The following is a 16,284-nucleotide window of genomic DNA, read 5'->3' as shown; positions in this document are numbered from 1 at the left end:
GGTCAACGGCAAGCTGGAAAGTACCGGCGCTTATCGTTACGACAGCCTGGGGCGTCGTGTGGCCAAGGTGTCAGCGGTCAACGGCGTCACCGAACAGAAGAATTTCCTGTGGCAAGGTTTGCGCATGCTGCGCGAGGAAAGTCCGGGGCAGAGCAGCCTCTACATTTACGAGCCGGGGAGCTATGCACCTTTAGCCAGAGTTGATCAGAGCGAAGGAGAAGAACAGAAGCTCTATTACTTTCATACCGACCAGATTGGTACGCCGCTGGAGATGACCGACCGGGAAGGGCAGATCGTCTGGCAGGCGACGTATAAGGCGTGGGGCTCGTTAGAAAAGCTTGAAGTGAACGAGGTCGAACAGAACCTGCGGTTTCAGGGACAGTATTTTGACGACGAGACGGGGCTGCACTACAACACGTTTCGGTATTACGATCCGGAGGTGGGGCGGTTTGTTACGCAGGATCCGATTGGGTTGTTGGGTGGATTCAACCTTTATGGCTATGCAACAAACTCAACGAGTTGGATAGACCCGCTGGGATGGTGTTCCAGCGTTTTGGGTAAGAGTATGGGAGCGAAGACCGGTGACGGGATGGCTAACCACCACTTGATACCAGAAGAACTTATGAAAGCTCCTGCATACTCCCAGATGTTCAAGAAATTAAAATCTATGGGATTCAATGGCGATGGTGCATCCAACGGGATTTTTCTACCAGGGAAATCTGAACTTGCGAAACAAATAGATTTGCCAGGTCATTGGTCAAGCCACTCAGCATATACAAAAGCAGTTAATGCTGAGCTCAGTAACCTGAATGCCGCTTTTAAAGCAAACAGATTGAGCGATACGCAGCTTGCATTAGGTATAGGTAAAGTGCAGCAAGTGGCGCGTGAAGGATTAGAGAGCGGGAAATATGCAGTTGACCAAATCACAGGACGGCTTTTATGAATACAGAGTTATTTTACTTGGTGGATTATGATGGCAGCTCTTGCGAGCAGCCAGAGTTCATATCTGGTGTGTTTAATTATGATGATTGGGAGTGGGATGAATTTGATCCGAGTGCGGAACAGGTCATGATTAATAGAGAGTATAAGTTCAATATTTTAGATCGTTCAATTAAGTCTCTCTGTGTTGACTTTCTTGGGTCTCCGCACAATATAGTTTCAAAGCGCTTTTTAGAGGTTTGCGATGGTTTGAATGTTAGCTATCGAGCGGTCCCTGTCGAGCTAAACCTTACACAAAACAATCCACCTAGAGGTGATTATTTTATTTTTATCCCTCTTGACTCAGTGGCGCTATTAGAACAGTCTGGTTCTGAGTACGCGTTGGAGTCGGATCTAAGCAGTGGCGAACCCGTATTTAATCGATATCATCCAGAGGTGCCTGTCTATAGCTGGATTAAGATTTTTGCAACCAAAAAGAATGTTCAACAAGATTTCTTTGTCTGTATTGAGTTGATGAAATGGGTTTGTAGTGAAGGTTTCAAGAAGCGTGCGGAAAACAATCTAGTTGGATTAAGTTTCAAGCCGATAGATATCGAATTTTCTTTTGACCCCTGGGGTGAGATGTCTTGATTGTAATGTGTTATTGATTAATGCTACTTGTCGGGAGTCGCTGGTTGGTTGTGGTGTTTGTTTCGGATAATTATGTATTCTTTAAAAATTGAATTGTGGAGGTGACTGATTTTTTGTCAGTCATTACTCCATGAATTAAGTTTTATTGTAGCCGCTATCTAAACTAAGCGACGTCACCCCAAAATTCCAAATACCTGTGGTGGAACACCCTGGCCCAAGTCGAGCGTTTCCAGGATTGCTCGGGTAAAAACACCCTTTACCGCTTCGACGAGCGCCATCACCTGATCGCCGTCACCGATGCCCTGAACCAGACCACCACCCTGGAACGCAAACCCGACGGCGAAGTGCTGCGCATCCAGCATCCGGACGGCAGCGCCGAGTCGTTTACCTACAACGCCCTCGGCCAGGTCCTGACGCACACCGACGGCAAAGGCCAGACGACGCGCCTGCTGCGCACCGCTCGCGGCCTGCCGAGCAGCCGCCAGGACGCCAAAGGCCAACGCATCCGCTACGAATATGACCAGGCTATTCGCCTGACCGCGCTGGTCAATGAAAACAACGCGGCGTACCAGTTTGCCTACGACGCGTCCGACCGCTTGGTCGAAGAAAAACGCATCGACAACCTGACCCGTCGATTCAGCTACAACCTCGGCGGGCACCTGACGCGGGTCGACGAAATCGGCTACGGCGAACGCGCTGAACGGCCACAGCGCCACACCGAATTCGAGCGCGACACCATCGGCCGACTGTTGGCCAAGCTCAACGCCGATGCGCGTCAGGATTACACCTACGACGACGGCGATCGCTTGCTGTCCATCGAACGCCTGCCCACCGCCCACGGCAAAAAACTCGGCGTCAGCGAAGAGAAACTCGATTTCGCTTACGACCTGCTGGGCCGCCTGATCAAAGAGACCACGCCGCAAGGCGCCTTGTCCTACGACTACGATCCGCCGAGCAACCTGACGACGCTGACCCTGCCGACCGGCCAGCACCTGAACCACCTGTATTACGGCAGCGGCCACCTGCACCAACTCAACCTCGACGGCCAGCTCATCAGCGATATGGAACGCGACGACCTGCACCGCGAAGTCCTGCGCACCCAGGGCCAGCTCACCAGTTGTTTCGGCTACGACGCCATGGGCCGCAAGGCCTGGCAGTTCGCCTCGACCCTGCCGGCGGAAAAGCTCTCACAACTGCACAACCCCGGCATCCAGCCCGAACTGCTGGTGGAGCACGCCTACAACCCGATCCACCGCCGCCACCAATACGACCCGGCCGGCGAACTGACCCGCACCCTCGACAAGTTGCGCGGCGAGATCAAGTACGACTACGAAGCCAACGGCCAACTGCACAGCCGTGACACCGGCAAGTTGGTGGACAGTGAAGAGTTCCGCTACGACGCGGCGGCGAACCGGTTGAACTTCAACACCAGCCAGTTTGATCACGTCAAAGACAATCGAATCAAGCAGTGGCGGGATCAGGAATACACCTACGATGCGTGGGGCAACCTGATTGAAAAGCGCAGTGGTATGAACAAGCTGCAAACGTTCAGTTATGACGGTGAGAATCGGCTGGTTAAGGCCGAGACGTTGGTCAACGGCAAGCTGGAAAGTACCGGCGCTTATCGTTACGACAGCCTGGGGCGTCGTGTGGCCAAGGTGTCAGCGGTCAACGGCGTCACCGAACAGAAGAATTTCCTGTGGCAAGGTTTGCGCATGTTGCGCGAGGAAAGTCCGGGGCAGAGCAGCCTGTACATTTACGAGCCGGGTAGTTATGCGCCGTTGGCGCGGGTGGATCAGGCCGAGGGCGGGGAGCAGAAGCTCTACTTCTTACACACCGACCAGATTGGTACGCCGCTGGAGATGACTGACCGGGAAGGGCAGATTGTCTGGCAGGCGACGTACAAGGCGTGGGGCTCGCTGGAGCGATTGGACGTCAATGAAGTAGAGCAGAATCTGCGGTTTCAGGGGCAGTATTTCGACGACGAGACGGGACTGCACTACAACACGTTTCGGTATTACGATCCGGAGGTGGGGCGGTTTATTACGCAGGATCCGATTGCTTTATCAGGAGGTATGAATTTTTACTCGTACACACCAAGCCCTAATAACTGGGTCGATCCATTAGGCTGGTGCTCAACGAAGTTAGGTAACAATATGGGTGCGAGATCCGGCGATGGAATGGCGAATCACCATTTGCTACCTGAAGAACTGATAAAAAGTACTCAATTCAAAAGTATGTTTGGTAGGTTGAAAAAAATAGGTTGGGATCCGGATGGGGCATCCAATGGCATTTTCTTGCCGGGCTCCAAAGATCTAGCCCAAACTACTGGCATGCCGGGGCACTGGTCGAATCACGGTCAGTACACTGAAGCTGTAAAAAACAAGCTAGTGAAACTTAACAATAACTTAAGCAGTTTGACTGATATGGATCTTGCGCTTGGCGTGAAAAATGTCCAAGCGTGGGCTGCACAGGGGCTCGAAGGCGGGCTATTCAAACTTGACTCCATAACTGGTCGGCTGCTTTGAGGTGGAATAATGAAAGATCTATATATAATTAATTACGAGCCAGATGGTGAAGGAGCACCCTATTTTTTTGATTTGAGTTGGATTCCCGATTTGCCGACTTTTCACTATCCCACGGAAAATCCAGGGAGCGGCACATTAAGTGCCGACTACCAAGCTGTGGCTGATGTTCCGCAACTAAGCGCAGATTGGTTGCCAGATCACTTCTTGGCATCCAAGGAGTTTTTGGCCATCTGTGATACTTTTGAATGTAAGTATGTTAGTCGGCCAGTTGAACTTCTTATTCAAGGAAAGATTCGGCAAGATAAAAGATATTTTTTCTTTGCTGTTATCGAAAGGTTGAGAGCTATGGATTTGGATAATTCATCTTTCGTACTGGATAGTAATGCGAAATTAGAAGTGCACGGCTCAAAAAGTCCAAATTATGAGCGTATTGATAAACTTGTGGTCTCGAAAAACATAAATTCAGACTTGTTTTACTTTGAAGAAATCCACGAGGTTGTCTGCTCTGCTCGTTTCTTGGCTGAATGCGTTAATAAAAAAATTTATGGCATTACCTTTAGGAAGTTAGATGATGACTATCAATATGCTCCATGGGATGACTTTTAGTTGTGAGTGATCTCTTGGGTAGTTATAAGTTGACGGTATTTTTAGGAGGTGATTGTCTGAAATTTTTATAGATGACACGGTTTTTAAATTGAACAGCAGAGTGGCTGCCAATCTTGCTCAGCCACCTGCAATCTTATTTTTCGCTGGTTTGGGAAAATGACGCATTTAAGATTTTTTAAGTTGGCTTGCTATTCGGTTCTTTAAAAATATAGGTTAATTTGGGCGGCAAACGTCCTAACGGTTTGACGTCAGAGCATGCCCCAGTCAGGTCCTGACGCACACGGTCAGAACACGCGCCTGCTGACCACGCTGACCCTGCCGACCGGCCAACACCTCAACCACCTGTATTACGGCAGCGGCCACCTGCACCAACTCAACCTCGACGGCCAGCTCATCAGCGACCTGGAGCGCGACGACCTGCACCGCGAAGTCCTGCGCACCCAGGGCCAGCTCACCAGTTGTTTCGGCTACGACGCCATGGGCCGCAAGGCCTGGCAGTTCGCCTCGACCCTGCCGGCGGAAAAACTCTCGCAACTGCACAACCCCGGCATCCAGCCCGACTTGTTAGTGGAGCACGCCTACAACCCGATCCACCGCCGCCACCAATACGACCCGGCCGGCGAACTGACCCGCACCCTCGACAAGTTGCGCGGCGAGATCAAGTACGACTACGAAGCCAACGGCCAACTGCACAGCCGTGACACCGGCAAGTTGGTGGACAGTGAAGAGTTCCGCTACGACGCGGCGGCGAACCGGCTGAACTTCAACACCAGCCAGTTCGATCACGTCAAAGACAACCGGCTCAAGCAGTGGCGGGATCAGGAATACACCTACGATGCTTGGGGCAACCTGATTGAAAAGCGCAGTGGCATGAGCCGGCTGCAAACGTTCAGTTATGACTTTGAGAATCGGCTGGTTAAGGCTGAAACGCTGGTCAACGGCAAGCTGGAAAGTACCGGCGCTTATCGTTACGACAGCCTGGGGCGTCGCGTGGCCAAGGTGTCAGCAGTCAACGGCGTCACCGAACAGAAGAATTTCCTGTGGCAAGGTTTGCGCATGTTGCGCGAGGAAAGTCCGGGGCAGAGCAGCCTGTACATTTACGAGCCGGGTAGTTATGCGCCGTTGGCGCGGATGGATCAGGCCGAGGGCGGGGAGCAGAAGCTCTACTACTTTCACACCGATCAGATTGGTACGCCGCTGGAGATGACTGACCGGGAAGGGCAGATCGTCTGGCAGGCGACGTACAAGGCGTGGGGCTCGCTGGAGCGATTGGACGTCAATGAAGTCGAGCAGAATCTGCGGTTTCAGGGGCAGTATTTCGACGACGAGACGGGACTGCACTACAACACGTTTCGGTATTACGATCCGGAGGTGGGGCGGTTTGTTACGCAGGATCCGATTGGATTGAATGGAGGGGATAACCTCTATCAATATGGTAGTAATCCGTTAGGTTGGATAGATCCATTAGGATTAGCATGTACATCACTCCATGAACGGGTAGTTCATGATGCAAACAAGGTTGCCTCTACGGGAGGGGAAATAACGGCCAAACAGGCGCAGATACTGAAAGGGAATCTACCTGTCGTTCAACGGCGCAATGTGTTTCAGAACCAGATGGCGAGAAAAGAATTTGTAGGGAGTCAGAATTATTTGATGAAGCAATGGGAGGCAAATACCGGTAGAGTTTGGCCATCGGGTGCAACTCCTCACCACATCATTCCTTTAGAAAGTGGTGGAGCGAACAAGTGGTGGAACCTGATGTCGACACACGGTGCGCTACCTAATCATTCTTTGCCAGGAATCCCAGGTCCACACGCGGCCGGCGGCGTTCTTCGGAGTACGATTCAACAAGGAAGAAAGGCTCTGCCACCTGGAACAATAACTGATATGAGATTTTAGTATGATTGATATTGATGAAGAACTCATAAGAATCGAAAGATGTGATTTTTTCTCAAATATGGGAGCTGACGAGTCAAAGGATAGCGCGTTAATATATATAGGAGACGTCCGAAAGGTTTTCGTGGAACCGTCGGTGTCTGAGTTCGAGGGGTACTATGATGATGTCGAATGGCTGCCTACCTCTCCAACCCAGCCAGATCCTTTTTATAATTTACCAAAGCCGGCTTCCGATCTTGTCGCTATGCGAATGAAGGTAAATAAGGCGGTAATGGCCGCTACCAAAAATCTTGATAAAAATAAATTTATATGTGTTCCGCATGATTTTAGCCTTGCGGCAAGAAATGGTGTGTGTTTCGCCTTTAGGCAATATGTGTCTGAAGAGTATTATGGTTTAGGCGATAGGTGGGCAAAGATAGTGGGTGTGTATTATAAAGGCCATTGGCCCGTTGGCTTTTGTAAAAATAAGTTGGTCGTTATTTGAGTCTGGGAAGTGTAGGGTGTTCTGATCTTTGCCAGCAATTAATATTTTTTGATTTTATAGTGGTGTCTAATGTGCTCTTTAATAATTTGAACAATTAAATAATACCTGTGGTGGAACACCCTGGCCCAGGTCGAACGCTTCCAGGATTGCTCGGGTAAAAACACCCTTTACCGCTTCGACGAGCGCCATCACCTGATCGCCGTCACCGATGCCCTGAACCAAACCACCACCCTGGAACGCAAACCCGACGGCGAAGTGCTGCGTATCCAGCACCCGGACGGCAGCGCCGAGTCGTTTACCTACAACGCCCTCGGCCAGGTGCTGACGCACACCGACGGCAAAGGCCAGACCACGCGCTTGCTGCGCACCGCTCGCGGCCTGCCGAGCAGTCGTCAGGACGCCAAAGGCCAGCGCATCCGCTACGAATATGACCAGGCCATCCGCCTCACCGCGCTGGTCAATGAAAACAACGCGGCGTACCAGTTTGCCTACGACGCATCCGATCGCCTGATCGAAGAAAAACGCATCGACAACCTGACCCGTCGATTCAGCTACAACCTCGGCGGGCACCTGACGCGTGTCGACGAAATCGGCTACGGCGAACGCGCCGAACGACCACAGCGCCACACCGAATTCGAGCGCGACACCATCGGCCGACTGTTGGCCAAGCTCAACGCCGATGCGCGTCAGGATTACACCTACGACGACGGCGATCGCCTGCTGTCTATCGAACGCCTGCCCACCGCCCACGGCAAAAAACTCGGTGTCAGTGAAGAGAAACTCGACTTCACCTACGACCTGCTGGGCCGCCTGATCAAAGAGACCACGCCGCAAGGCGCCTTGTCCTACGACTACGATCCGCTGAGCAACCTGACGACGCTGACCCTGCCCACCGGCCAGCACCTGAATCACCTGTATTACGGCAGTGGCCACCTGCACCAGCTCAACCTCGACGGCCAGCTCATCAGCGATATGGAACGCGACGACCTGCACCGCGAAGTCCTGCGCACCCAAGGGCAGCTCACCAGCTGTTTCGGCTACGACGCCATGGGCCGCAAAGCCTGGCAGTTCGCTTCGACCCTGCCGGCGGAAAAACTCTCGCAACTGCACAACCCCGGCATCCAGCCCGAGCTGCTGGTGGAGCACGCCTACAACCCGATCCACCGCCGCCTCCAGTACGACCTGGCCGGCGAACTGACCCGCACCCTCGATAAGTTGCGCGGCGAAATCAAGTACGACTTCGGCTGCGAAGCAGTCGTGAAATCAGGCAATGCGGTGTGTCAGGGATACCGCGTGCGCAGGGTTTACGACTGCTGCGCAGCCGAACGCAGGCTTCGCCAGCTGCTACAGGTTGCGTTATGGGTTACCGCGAAATGATCCCGTGATCGATAGCGTATTTGACCAGCGCCGCCGGTTTGTCGATGTTGAGTTTGCGGCGGATGCTCAGGCGATGGGTTTCGACTGTGCGGACGCTGATGTCCAGCTCCCGGGCCATTTCCTTGTTGTTCAGCCCTTGCGCCATTTTGTACAGCACCTGACTTTCGCGCGGTGTCAGCTCGTTGTCGGTGCTTTTATCGGCGATGAGCCTCTGGGCAATTTCGGCGCTGTAGAACGTGCCGCCACTGGCGATGGCTTCGATGGCCGCGATGATTTCCCGCGATGGCGAGTTTTTCAGGACGTAGCCACTCGCACCCGCGCGCACCGATTCACTGACGTACTCATTGTTGTCGTACATGCTCAGCATCAGCACCTTGAGCGACGGGTACTGGCTGCGTAGCACGCGGGTCAGTTCAAGGCCGTTCATGTCTTTGAGGCTGATGTCGACCAGCAACAGGTCCGGCTTGCAGCGTCCGACCATCTCGATCGCGTCCGCGCCGTTCTCGGCTTCGCCCACCACTTCCAGCGGCGCCATCACCGCGAGCAAGGCTTTGATGCCGTCGCGGACCAGGGAGTGATCGTCGACCAGGGCGACGCGGATCGGGTAGGGCAGGTTCATCGCAGGCATTCACTCTTGTTGTTGGGGGGCGCGTCAGCGTTTTGTGCCGGGCATTTTCATCGGCAGCCAAACGTCCAGTTCACTTCTACCCGGCATCGAGATCAGGTCGAAGCGGCCACCAAAATGCTCGACGCGTTCACGGATATTGCGCAGGCCGATGCCCGCGTGTCGACGCTCGACCTGGGCAACGTTGAAACCGATGCCGTCGTCGACCACGGTCAATCGCACGGATTCTTCGCACCCGTGCAGGGTAATGGAGACGTTTTTGGCCTGTGCATGGCGTTCGATGTTGGTCAGGCCTTCTTGCACAATGCGAAACAGCGAGACCGCGGCGCCATCGACCAAATCACAGTCGAACTCGTTGTCGTCGTAGGTCACTACCAGCCCGCTGCGTTGCTCGAATTCGGCGGCGAGTTGACCGATGGCCGCTGGCAGGCCGAGGGTGTCGAGCAGCGACGAGCGCAAGTCGTGGGAGAGGCTGCGAACTTCGCCAATCGCGTCTCCCAGGCGCTCGGTGGCCTCTTTTAGAATGCTCAAACCCTTGTCTTGTCCGCTCTCCAGCACAAGGCTGGCAAGCTCGAATTGAAACTTGATCGAGACCAGCACCTGGCTGATGCCGTCGTGCAGTTCGCGGGAAACCCGGGATCGTTCCTCCTCCTGCAAGCTGACGATACGCTGGGTCAAACGCTGAAGTTTTTTGTCCGCCAGGCGATGTTCGCTGACGTTCAGCGTCATGCCGCTGGCGAAGACGAACAGCACCGCCACCAGGGCGACGACGGCAATCGCCATCATGGTTTTGCGGATGCCCTGCGCGACCTCGGCCCGCGCTTGCTGCGTGGCGCGCTCGACGTCTTCGAGGTAGATGCCGGTCCCGAGCATCCAGCCCCAGCGATCCAGCATCACCACGTAGGCGAGCTTGTCGGTCACCTGGCCGGAAGAGGGCTTGTTCCAGGCGTAGCGTTGAAAGCCTTCGCCCGATTGCGCACTTTTCAGCAGCGCCTGGATCACGGGCAGGCCGTGCGGGTCTTTCATGTCCCACAGGTATTGGCCCACCAGATCCGACTGCCGCGCGTGCATCAGGCTGCGGCCCTCGCGGTCGTAGACGAAGAAGTAGCCGTTGATGCCAAAGCTGAGTTTGCGCAGTTCTTCGAGCACTTGTTGCTGGGCGCGCGCGTCACCGTGGCCGTCGTCGTACAGCGGGGCGATCAGGCTTTGCGCCATTTCGACGTAGTTTTTCAGTTCGGCGCGTTTGCTGGCCAGAATGCTGTCTTCGATCAGCTGCGCCTGTTGATCGCCCAATTGGCGGTTCAGGGAAATCACCAGCGCGCAGATGACGGCGATCGCCAACACCAGCGGCAGAATCCCGAGCGCGACAATTTTGTGTTTGAGCTGCATCGGTGCTCCTGACCGGACCGAGGGAAGGCGGGGCCCGGCATCATATGCCAAAGATACGCCCGCCCTGTAGCGCTGCTGGACGGAATGACCGGTGGGCAGCCTGTAGGAGCGAGCTTGCTCGCGAGGGGCGTCAACGAAAACGCGTGTTACCGGGAGGCGCGCGGTGTTCCGGCGTTTATCGCGAGCAAGCTCGCTCCTACAGGGGGATTGGGGTGGTCTACGTAGAACTACGTAGACGCTGCGTACGTAGTAACGCGGATTTATTTGTAGACGGCATGCGGGGATATTGGGCCAGCTCCGCACAGCGGACACAATTATAAAAATTACCGCCGCAGTCCACTGGCTGTCGGCAGGAGACACGCTATGCCCCGTCTGGCTAAACACCTCGCCTGGTTTGCCGTGGCTGTCCTTGGAGCGTTTGCGCTGAGTGTCGTGGCCCTGCGCCGCGGCGAAGCGATCAACGCCCTCTGGATCGTAGTCGCAGCCGTTGCTATCTACCTCGTCGCCTATCGCTATTACAGCCTGTTCATCGCCACCAAGGTGATGCAACTCGACCCCAATCGCGCGACGCCCGCCGTACTCAACAACGATGGTCTGGACTACGTGCCGACCAATAAACACGTGCTCTTCGGTCACCACTTCGCCGCCATCGCTGGCGCGGGGCCGCTGGTCGGTCCGGTCCTGGCGGCGCAGATGGGCTATTTGCCCGGCACGCTGTGGCTGATCGCCGGTGTGGTGCTGGCCGGTGCGGTTCAGGACTTCATGGTCCTGTTCATGTCCACCCGCCGCAACGGCCGCTCCCTGGGCGACATGGTTCGTGAAGAAATGGGCCGCATCCCCGGCACCATCGCGCTGTTTGGCTGCTTCCTGATCATGATCATCATCCTCGCGGTGCTCGCGCTGATCGTGGTCAAGGCCCTGGCCGAAAGCCCGTGGGGCATTTTCACGGTGATAGCGACCATCCCGATCGCGATGTTCATGGGCATTTACATGCGCTACATCCGCCCGGGCCGCATTGGTGAAATCTCCGTGGTCGGCGTGCTGTTGCTGCTGGGTTCGATCTGGCTGGGCGGGCAGATTGCCGCCGACCCTGTTTGGGCCAAAGCCTTCACCTTCACCGGAATCCAGATCACCTGGATGCTGATTGGCTACGGTTTCGTCGCTGCGGTACTGCCGGTGTGGCTGATTCTGGCGCCACGTGACTACCTGTCCACGTTCCTCAAAATCGGCACCATAGTCGCCTTGGCGATCGGCATCCTGATCACCATGCCCGAGCTGAAAATGCCGGCGCTGACCCAGTTCATCGATGGCACCGGGCCGGTGTGGAAGGGCGGGATGTTCCCGTTCCTGTTCATCACCATTGCCTGTGGTGCGGTCTCCGGTTTCCACGCGCTGATTGCTTCCGGCACCACGCCGAAGTTGCTGGCCAGCGAAGGGCATGCCCGCTACATCGGTTATGGCGGCATGCTGATGGAATCGTTCGTCGCCATCATGGCCATGGTCGCGGCTTCGGTGATTGACCCGGGCGTGTACTTTGCCATGAACAGCCCGGCGGCGATTGTCGGCGCCGATGCTGTTTCGGTTGCACAAACCGTCAGCAGTTGGGGCTTTGCAATCACCCCGGAAGCGCTGCAAGCGGTGGCCAAGGACATCGGTGAAACCACTGTCCTGGCTCGCGCCGGCGGTGCGCCGACCCTGGCGGTCGGTATCGCGCAGATCCTGCACCACGTTCTGCCGGGTGAAAACACCATGGCGTTCTGGTATCACTTCGCGATCCTGTTCGAAGCGCTGTTCATCCTCACCGCGGTAGACGCCGGTACTCGTGCCGGGCGCTTCATGCTGCAGGACTTGCTCGGTTCCTTCGTGCCAGCGCTGAAACGCACTGATTCCTGGACCGCCAACCTGATCGCCACCGCCGGTTGTGTGGCGATGTGGGGTTACCTGCTGTACCAAGGCGTGATCGACCCGCTGGGTGGCATCAACACCTTGTGGCCGCTGTTCGGTATCTCCAACCAGATGCTGGCCGGTATCGCGCTGATGTTGGCGACCGTCGTACTGATCAAAATGAAACGCCAACGCTACGTCTGGGTGACCATGCTGCCCGCCGTTTGGCTGCTGATCTGCACCGTTACCGCAGGCTTCATCAAGCTGTTCGACGCCAACCCGGCGATCGGTTTCCTGGCCCTGGCCAAGAAGTACAGCGATGCCCTGGCCAACGGTCAGGTGCTGGCCCCGGCCAAAAGCATTGAGCAGATGCAGCACGTGATCTACAACGCGTACACCAACGCAACGCTGACGGCGCTGTTCCTGTTCGTGGTCTTCAGCATCCTGTTCTTTGCGCTCAAGGTCGGTGTTGCCGCCTGGGGTACTAAAGAACGTACCGATAAAGAAGCGCCATTCCAGGCCATTCCGGACGCGTGATCGAGGATTGCAACCATGTTCAATGACCTGAGTCGCCTCGGTAAATACCTCGGTCAGGCCGCGCGCCTGATGGTCGGCATGCCCGACTACGACAACTACGTCGAGCACATGCAAAGCAAACACCCGGACAAGCCGGTGATGGACTACGAGATGTTCTTCCGCGAACGTCAGGAAGCCCGCTACGGAAGCAAGGCCGGGCCGAAGTGTTGTTGATCGTCGACTTCGCTGAGCCCGCTTAAAACGCAAACGCCGCTCAATGAGCGGCGTTTTCGTTTGCGCGTGTTTTAGGGCCGCGACCTGTAGGAGCTGGCTTGCCAGCGAAGAGAACCTCAAATTCTACGTTGCTCATAAGGCAGCCTTCGCTGGCAAGCCAGCTCCTACAGGAGCCGGAAGCAGGCTTCGCCAGCGGTTACAGGGGCTTTATGGCAGTTCTTCCCATTTGACCTGCGTCAAACCGGACTTTTCAGCGTGTTCACGCAGTTGCGCGTCGTTATGTTCAGAGTGGATTTCCCCATACACAAGATCCACGCCCGCGTGCAGGCACGCGTAGTACCAGGCGTCTTCATCGGTCATGTGCGAGTCTGGCTGGACAAAAATGTGCCGCTGCTTGTTGAAGCAATAGGTGATTTGAAAATGCCGAGGGCGGTTCATCCGATTCTCCTGGTATGCCGCTACGACACTAGTGGCTCAATGCCAGTTCAGTTTATTTCGAACGTCCCCCTGTTTTTTTCCTGCAACGCAGTCCGCAGGGACATGGCTGTTTGCCCTGCGTGCGGTTATGCTCCGGCTACTTTCCGTTTTCCTTTAATAAACAACAGTGACGGCATGAACCAATCAGAGACACGTGCAAATGCTCTAGCGTTATATCCCGAGGATTCCCGCGAAGCGGCTGCGTTGCTCAAGCAGGCCGTGCCGCTGATGGTGCGTCACAACATTCCGCCCAATCCGGTGCACTACGCCCTCTGGTATACCTACAGCAAAGGTGTCGAGCCCGAACTTAATCGCCACCTGGATCGTGTGGTGAAGGACTTCGATAGTTTCCCGCCTGAATCCGCTTCAAAGCTGTTTCGCGAATACATCATTCGTGACGAACTGGAAGACGCCCGGGCCGGGCAGCAGCAAGCGATCAATCTGGTCGATGGCATGGAGCGGGACGTCTCGCGCAGCGTCAGCGGCAGTCGCGATTATCAGGACAGTTTGGGCCATTGCCTGGAAATGCTTGAGGCGCCGCTGGACACAAACCTGCCGAACATCCTCAACGAGCTGCAACAAAGCACTCAGTTGATGCAGGATCAGCAAGCGCTTTTTCTCTTCCAGCTGCGCGCCGCGCAAAACGAGATCAAGGCCCTGCGTGACAAGCTCGAGAGTACCAGCCGGGCTGCCACGCTGGATGGGCTGACCCAGGTGCTGAACAGAAATGCCTTCAACCGCGTGCTGGAAAAGGCCATGCGCAAATCGCCTGAAACAGTCGCGCTGGTCATGCTGGATATCGATCACTTCAAGCAATTCAACGACCAGTACGGTCATCCGTTGGGCGATCGGGTACTCGAGCACGTCGGCTTGGTGCTGCGTAAATCGCTGCCACCCGAAGGCGTGGCGGCGCGTTATGGCGGTGAAGAGTTCTGCGTGATCCTGCAAGGCTGCACCGATCTCGACAGTGCGCGCGCGTTTGCTGAACAGCTGCGCCTGAAAATTCAGTCATTGCGGATCAAGGCGCGCGTAACGGACACGGTGCTCGATACGATCACGGCGTCCTTTGGTGTGGCGCTGTCCAAGGCCGGCGATACCCTGGAAACGCTCGTGACCCGTGCGGACGATGCGCTCTACCTGGCCAAGCGCAACGGGCGCAATCGCGTGCAGTGATTTTATTCGGCCAGAAAAAACAAAGCGCTGACGCAAGGTCAGCGCTGAGGTAAGAGGCCAGGCCAGCATCCTCGAAGTGCGCGCAATAGCGGGGGTGTGGCGGTGTTAAAGCAGCGGAATGCTGTAGCTGACGATCAAGCGATTCTGGTCCTGGTCACGGCTCGCTTCACTGTTGGACTTGCCGTTACGCCAGCCAAACCCGACACCCTTGAGTGCTCCGGATTGAATCGTGTAGTCCAGGGCGATATCCCGCTCCCATTCCTTTTGCGTGTCGCCCGTGGTGGTCTTGATGTTGTCGCCGCTGAGGTAGATGACCGACGCCTTCAAGCCGGGCACACCCAAGCCCGCAAAGTCATAAGCATACTGACCGAAAGACGTGCGTTCGCCTGCGCGAGTGAAGGTTTGAATCAGGCGGTCGGTGTACAGATAAAGACTGGCGCCGCCGGCCCCCTTGTTTGGCAGGTTGCCTTGGCTGAGTTGAGTGAAGCCGCTGTCGCTCGACACGCTTTGGTAACCCGCCGTGATGGCATGGGCGCCCACGGTGTAAATCAGCGCGGCACTCCAGGTGCGGTTGTCGATCTCGCCATCACCGTTTTTGGTGAAACCACTGATTCTGTAGCCTGTCGTGCCTGAGCTGTTTTCACCGGACGAGTCTGTGTTGAAGTAACGCAGGTCGGTTTTCAGGGATTGGTTGTCCGAGATGGCCAAGGTGTGGATCAGGCCGAAAAACTGCTGGGTGTAGTAGTTGTCGAGGTTGGCGAAGTAATACTGGGCGGTCAGGTCTTTGGTGACCTTCCAGTCGGCGCCGGCGAAGTCGAATTCGTTGCTTTCACGGGTGCCGCCCGTAGCGGCCAGGCCCGTTTGATCGCTTGAACCCCGGCCTGTCGCATGTTCGATGCGTCCGCCTGTCAGGGTCAGGTCCTTGAATTCGCCCGAGGTGATTTGCCCGCCTTCGAAGGTCTGTGGCAGCAGGCGACCGTCGTTGGACACCAGGATCGGCAGCTTCGGCATCAGTGTGCCCAGGCGAAGTTCGGTCTTCGAGACTTTGACCTTGCCGGTCAACCCCAACCGGCTCCACTCGTCGACAGCGCTGTTATCGCTGTCCGAAGGAATCATGCTGCTGCCGACGTGCCGTCCTTTGCCGCTGTCCAGGGTAATCCCCATCAACCCCAGTGCATCGACACCAAAACCAACCGTGCCGTCGGTGTAGCCGGACTTGAAGTCCAGCATGAAACCCTGCGCCCACTCTTCGGTTTTCGAAGGGGTGGCCGTGCCGTCGCGGTTGTCGTTATTGAAATAGAAATTTCTCATCCCCAGGGTGGCTTTGCTGTCACTCAGGAAGTCCGCTTGTGCCTGGGTGCTGAGTGCAAGGGCACCCAGTGCAAAAGTTACCGCCGTCTTCTTACCGCTCATGTGTATCGCCCCTCTTATTTTTGTAATTTGAAGTTGGGAGCGGACTGGTCCGCGAATGCTATGTATGGATGGCTCCCGCCAGCGCGAAACTCGGCAACGTTCGATGCCTGCGG

General features: G+C 55.7%; 12 protein-coding genes and 3 pseudogenes. 11 read left to right on the top strand and 4 right to left on the bottom strand.

Features of this window, described 5'->3' with window-relative positions:
* From AEQ67_RS22610 to AEQ67_RS22575, 8 genes and pseudogenes are all read left to right on the top strand, one after another.
* Window positions 1-943: RHS repeat-associated core domain-containing protein (locus tag AEQ67_RS22610; protein WP_059406036.1), on the top strand; the 943-nt coding region annotated here is incomplete at its 5' end.
* The gene (locus tag AEQ67_RS22605; RefSeq protein ID WP_059406035.1) at window positions 940-1,569 is read left to right on the top strand and encodes a hypothetical protein; all 630 of its coding nucleotides are present in this window, start codon (window positions 940-942) and stop codon (window positions 1,567-1,569) included. The genes AEQ67_RS22610 and AEQ67_RS22605, both read left to right, overlap by 4 nt.
* Before the next feature lie 185 nt (window positions 1,570-1,754).
* A pseudogene (locus tag AEQ67_RS22600) lies at window positions 1,755-3,701 on the top strand (RHS repeat-associated core domain-containing protein); the annotation flags it as partial.
* Window positions 3,702-3,725: 24 nt separating this feature from the next.
* Entirely contained in the window at window positions 3,726-4,097 is a 372-nt protein-coding gene (locus AEQ67_RS36835; protein ID WP_442965667.1) for an AHH domain-containing protein, read from the top strand.
* A gap of 9 nt (window positions 4,098-4,106) precedes the next feature.
* Complete coding sequence (locus AEQ67_RS22595; protein ID WP_059406034.1) at window positions 4,107-4,703, top strand: imm11 family protein; 597 nt, start codon at window positions 4,107-4,109, stop codon at window positions 4,701-4,703.
* A 300-nt stretch (window positions 4,704-5,003) separates the two neighbouring features.
* A pseudogene (locus AEQ67_RS22590) lies at window positions 5,004-6,188 on the top strand (RHS repeat domain-containing protein); the annotation flags it as partial.
* Between the two features lie 415 nt (window positions 6,189-6,603).
* The gene (locus AEQ67_RS22585; RefSeq protein WP_063854472.1) at window positions 6,604-7,083 is read left to right on the top strand and encodes a hypothetical protein; all 480 of its coding nucleotides are present in this window, start codon (window positions 6,604-6,606) and stop codon (window positions 7,081-7,083) included.
* Between the two features lie 102 nt (window positions 7,084-7,185).
* Window positions 7,186-8,325 (top strand): annotated as a pseudogene (locus AEQ67_RS22575) (type IV secretion protein Rhs); the annotation flags it as partial.
* 121 nt (window positions 8,326-8,446) lie between these two features.
* On the opposite strand, the gene AEQ67_RS22570 reads toward AEQ67_RS22575, so the two are convergent.
* Both AEQ67_RS22570 and AEQ67_RS22565 read right to left on the bottom strand, forming a co-directional pair.
* Complete coding sequence (locus AEQ67_RS22570; protein ID WP_059406030.1) at window positions 8,447-9,079, bottom strand: response regulator; 633 nt, start codon at window positions 9,077-9,079, stop codon at window positions 8,447-8,449.
* 33 nt (window positions 9,080-9,112) lie between these two features.
* The gene (locus AEQ67_RS22565) at window positions 9,113-10,474 is read right to left on the bottom strand and encodes a cache domain-containing protein (RefSeq protein ID WP_059406029.1); all 1,362 of its coding nucleotides are present in this window, start codon (window positions 10,472-10,474) and stop codon (window positions 9,113-9,115) included.
* Window positions 10,475-10,837: 363 nt separating this feature from the next.
* Between AEQ67_RS22565 and AEQ67_RS22560 the strand changes: the two genes are divergently transcribed.
* Entirely contained in the window at window positions 10,838-12,895 is a 2,058-nt protein-coding gene (locus AEQ67_RS22560) for a carbon starvation CstA family protein (protein ID WP_059406028.1), read from the top strand.
* A gap of 15 nt (window positions 12,896-12,910) precedes the next feature.
* Window positions 12,911-13,108: a YbdD/YjiX family protein gene (locus AEQ67_RS22555; RefSeq protein ID WP_059406027.1), complete on the top strand. Its 198-nt coding sequence runs from the start codon at window positions 12,911-12,913 to the stop codon at window positions 13,106-13,108.
* Between the two features lie 207 nt (window positions 13,109-13,315).
* Here the strand turns inward: AEQ67_RS22555 and AEQ67_RS22550 are convergent, their stop codons facing one another.
* The gene (locus AEQ67_RS22550) at window positions 13,316-13,546 is read right to left on the bottom strand and encodes a DUF6555 family protein (protein ID WP_059406026.1); all 231 of its coding nucleotides are present in this window, start codon (window positions 13,544-13,546) and stop codon (window positions 13,316-13,318) included.
* A gap of 174 nt (window positions 13,547-13,720) precedes the next feature.
* Between AEQ67_RS22550 and AEQ67_RS22545 the strand changes: the two genes are divergently transcribed.
* Window positions 13,721-14,758 (top strand): GGDEF domain-containing protein, encoded by a 1,038-nt coding sequence (locus tag AEQ67_RS22545; RefSeq protein ID WP_152974894.1) that lies wholly within the window; start codon window positions 13,721-13,723, stop codon window positions 14,756-14,758.
* 105 nt (window positions 14,759-14,863) lie between these two features.
* Here the strand turns inward: AEQ67_RS22545 and AEQ67_RS22540 are convergent, their stop codons facing one another.
* The gene (locus tag AEQ67_RS22540; protein ID WP_059406024.1) at window positions 14,864-16,171 is read right to left on the bottom strand and encodes an OprD family porin; all 1,308 of its coding nucleotides are present in this window, start codon (window positions 16,169-16,171) and stop codon (window positions 14,864-14,866) included.
* Between the last annotated feature and the right edge of the window lie 113 nt (window positions 16,172-16,284).

It is taken from the genome of Pseudomonas sp. RIT-PI-q (genome assembly GCF_001297125.1).
In the GTDB taxonomy this organism is placed as follows: Bacteria; Pseudomonadota; Gammaproteobacteria; order Pseudomonadales; family Pseudomonadaceae; genus Aquipseudomonas.
This window is presented reverse-complemented; position numbering and strand designations above follow the sequence as displayed.

What these genes read in the sequence shown, in the direction of transcription:
- AEQ67_RS22605 (WP_059406035.1), top strand. Translation starts at nt 940, where the DNA reads ATGAATACAGAGTTATTTTACTTGGTGGATTATGATGGCAGCTCTTGC.
- AEQ67_RS36835 (WP_442965667.1), top strand. Translation starts at nt 3,726, where the DNA reads ATGGGTGCGAGATCCGGCGATGGAATGGCGAATCACCATTTGCTACCT.
- AEQ67_RS22595 (WP_059406034.1), top strand. Translation starts at nt 4,107, where the DNA reads ATGAAAGATCTATATATAATTAATTACGAGCCAGATGGTGAAGGAGCA.
- AEQ67_RS22585 (WP_063854472.1), top strand. Translation starts at nt 6,604, where the DNA reads ATGATTGATATTGATGAAGAACTCATAAGAATCGAAAGATGTGATTTT.
- AEQ67_RS22570 (WP_059406030.1), bottom strand. Translation starts at nt 9,079, where the DNA reads ATGAACCTGCCCTACCCGATCCGCGTCGCCCTGGTCGACGATCACTCC.
- AEQ67_RS22565 (WP_059406029.1), bottom strand. Translation starts at nt 10,474, where the DNA reads ATGCAGCTCAAACACAAAATTGTCGCGCTCGGGATTCTGCCGCTGGTG.
- AEQ67_RS22560 (WP_059406028.1), top strand. Translation starts at nt 10,838, where the DNA reads ATGCCCCGTCTGGCTAAACACCTCGCCTGGTTTGCCGTGGCTGTCCTT.
- AEQ67_RS22555 (WP_059406027.1), top strand. Translation starts at nt 12,911, where the DNA reads ATGTTCAATGACCTGAGTCGCCTCGGTAAATACCTCGGTCAGGCCGCG.
- AEQ67_RS22550 (WP_059406026.1), bottom strand. Translation starts at nt 13,546, where the DNA reads ATGAACCGCCCTCGGCATTTTCAAATCACCTATTGCTTCAACAAGCAG.
- AEQ67_RS22545 (WP_152974894.1), top strand. Translation starts at nt 13,721, where the DNA reads ATGAACCAATCAGAGACACGTGCAAATGCTCTAGCGTTATATCCCGAG.
- AEQ67_RS22540 (WP_059406024.1), bottom strand. Translation starts at nt 16,171, where the DNA reads ATGAGCGGTAAGAAGACGGCGGTAACTTTTGCACTGGGTGCCCTTGCA.